Source organism: Komagataeibacter ossonobensis, assembly GCF_057359305.1.
The window spans coordinates 1-3310 of sequence record NZ_JBXAYQ010000093.1 but is presented as its reverse complement, the minus strand read 5'-3'; the positions used below and the strand labels follow the sequence as shown (position 1 = coordinate 3310).

1 pseudogene is annotated in these 3310 nt (G+C 62.3%); it reads right to left on the bottom strand.

Features of this window, described 5'->3' with window-relative positions:
• A pseudogene (locus AC1RQ9_RS18610) lies at positions 1 to 3285 on the bottom strand (lactate dehydrogenase); the annotation flags it as partial.
• Positions 3286 to 3310 lie beyond the last annotated feature (25 nt).

Here is a 3310-nt window from a genome sequence, read left to right as displayed (position 1 = left end):
CCGGCTGACCGTCCACATTTCGGCCAGCGTATTGGTGATCGGGGAGCCGGACGCCATGATCAGCGGGCGTTCCGGATTTTTTGCCGCCAGGTAGCGCGTCTTCACGAAGAGATCCCAGGCCCGCTGCGAGCCGTTCGGATCGACCCCCTTGAGGTCGGACTGGTTGGTTGCAAAGCTCAGCTTCCGGAACTGCTGCGCTTCATCGACGAGGATCTGGTCGATGCCAATCTCTCCCAGATGCACGAGATCGTCCTTTCGAGCGGCAAGGCCTTCCAGCTTCGCCTGCATCTTCTCCTTCATGCTCTCGACCCGCTTGCGCGACAGGCGGTCGGCCGCGTCGACGCTTTCCAGCACGTCCTCGTAAGACGCGATCTGCGCCTCGATCATCTGGCGCTCGAAATCCCCCTCCACCGGGATGAACCTGAATGCATCATGCGTGATGATGATCGCATCCCAGTTTCCGGTCGCGGCCCGGGCGAGGAACCGCTGGCGCTTTGCCTTCACGAAGTTCGTCTCGTCGGCGACAAGGATCCGCGCGGTCGGGTAGAGCATGAGGAATTCGCGGGCCATCTGGGCGAGGCAGTGACCAGGGACGGCAATCATCGCCTTGCTGACCAGGCCAAGCCGCTTCTGCTCCATGACGGCCGCAACCATCGAGAAGGTCTTTCCCGAACCGACCGCGTGCGCGATATACGTGCCGCCCGCGGCGATGATCCGCCAGATGACCCGTTTCTGGTGGGGGCGCAGGCTGATCGTGGTGCTTGCACCGGACAGGCGCAGATGGGAGCCATCAAACGCGCGAGCCACGAGGTTGTTGTAGGTGTCGTTATACAGCCTGACCAGCCGCTCGGCCCGATCGCCATCCTGCCAGACCCATGTCTCGAACGCACGCCTGATCGCCGCCAGTTTTTCCTTTGCGGCTTCGGTCTCCTGTGTGTTCAGTTCGCGGTGCTCATTGCCATCGCCATCCCGCCAGACATCCCATATTTTTGGCGATGCCTGCGTCAGGGCATCTTCCAGCAGTTCGCCGGCATGTCGCCGTTCCGTTCCCCAGACTGACGTAGCCTCGGCCTTGCCCATGAACGCCCGTTTCTCCACGGTCCAGCAGGCGACCGCGGGCGCGTGATAGATGACCGTTTCGACCCCGAGCACCTCGGCGGTAAAGGCGATGATGTCGCTGACCGGCAACCACGGAGCGCCAAGGCGCGCGGTGATCTCAGACGGACGTAGATCGGCTGGCTGGACGGCTTCCAGCGCCGTGACGTTCCGGGCGTAGCGCCCATCGATCCGGGCCGCGTCGCGTGCCTCTTCCAGCTTGGTCCGCACGGCGCCGGAGAGCATTTCATCAGCCGTGACCCAGACATCGCGACCGTCCACACTCCGTACCGGATCGAGATAGACCGTATCCCCCAGTGCGGCCGCGACCTCAGCTTCGGACTTTCCCATGAGTTCCGCGATCCGCGGCATTTCCACGCCGCCTGTTTCATGCAGGCAGACGGCCAGGGCGTCGTGGGCGGAATGGATCTGGGGTTCGACAGGCGCATGAATGACCCGCTCCGAGAAAATTGGTCCCATCCGGCCTTTCTGTGTCGCCTCGTCGTATTCCTCGATGGACGAGACCAGCCAGACGTCGGGATCATCGTAAAATGGCGTGAGGTTTGGCCGCCGCTGGGTTTCGTTTTCGACCCCGGTTTCCGGATCGATCCTGACCGTCACATTCATCAGGTTGATCGGGCCGAACTGTCGGACAAAGCTGAAATAGGCACGCTTCAGATCACCCTGCAGGCGTCCGTAGGGCAGGTTCTCCAGCTGCGCCCGCAGGACTGCGCGTGCCGCATCCCGGACGGGTATCAGCGCGGTAATGATCCGGGCATGCTTCTGGAAGATGCCGTCCTTCTGATCCCCCTTCCTGATGGCGACCGTCACAGCCTGTCCATCGCAGATCTGCTGCAGCACGCCTTTCGTGACGAAGTAGGAGCCCTCTTTCAGCTGGGCGCCATCGGCAGCCGTGCCGACCAGCACACCGGCTCCTGCCGGCCGGACAATGCGCTGGTCCAGGGGTTCCGGAAAGCGCACGTCCTGCCCGATCCGGCTCAGGGCCTCGGGCAACATTACATCGAGCCTGAAGCCGTCAGTCGCGTTGCACGTGTAGTCGGGACCGAACTGGGTGGTGGTCCAGCGGTGGCGACCGAGCACCTGCTCCGGATGGTCGAGGAAGTAGCGATTGACGAGGAGCGGACCGTTACCCTGGTCGCTATCCGCAAGGGGGTCGGTCTCCAGCCAGGTCTCATCGTCGACCATGTCGCCGATCATGCGCTTGCGGAACACCACCACGTCCGTGCCGGCATCATCGCGCATCGCCCCGGCCGGAAGCCGGACCGCCCCCACGAGGTCAGCCATCTCGGCGATGGTCCGGCGCGCGGTGCTGTCCGTCTTGTCCAGCGTATGGCGGGACGTCACGAAAACTGCGATGCCGCCCGGGCGGAGTGCTTCGATGGATCGGGCGATGAAAAAGTCATGCAGGCTCAGGCCAAGCGGCCCCAGGCCTTCCGGGCCACGCACGGTGCGATTGGAAAAGGGTGGATTACCGATCGCAAGGTCATACCCGTCTGCGAGCTTCGCTGTCGTGAAATCTTCGCTGCGGATCCACTGGTTCGGATAGAGCCTGTGCGCAATCCTTGCCGTAATCGGATCATTCTCGATCCCGGTAAAGGCGATGCGTCCCTCGAGCCTTTCCGGTCGGGCCGCGATGAAAAGACCGGTCCCACAGCCGGGTTCAAGCACGGAACCGCCTCTGAAGCCCATCTGCAGCACTTTGTTCCAGAGTGCGTGCACGATCAGTTCAGGGGTAAAATGCGCATATTGTGTCGCGCGTTTCAGTCCTGCCCTTTCAACGTCTGTTGTGGAGGCATGGATCGCTTCGCCAATTTCTTCCCAGCCTGGGCGGGCGCTATCGCTTCCGGACGGAAACAGGTTGTTCGCCAGTTCTCCTGCTCCAAAGCCAATGAAGCGTGACAGGATGATCTGTTCGGGGGAAGAGGCGTTTCGGTCTGCTTCTTCAATCTCCTTGAGCAGCGCGATAGCCAGTGCATTGTCACGAGCCCGCTGTTTCCAGGTGTCAGCGAGGCCTCGGTCGGCCACCATATGAAAGTCGATCTTGGGAAGGGCCATCGCGGCCGGCAAGACAGGGGGCGAGCCATCTTCGCCTTCAAGTTCGCCCCAGAAAAGGTCGTTCTGGGTTTCTGCGAGAGCGGTTGTGCCGAAGAGGTTGAGCTGGAACGACATGGCCGTGCTCCGTACAAACGCCGGC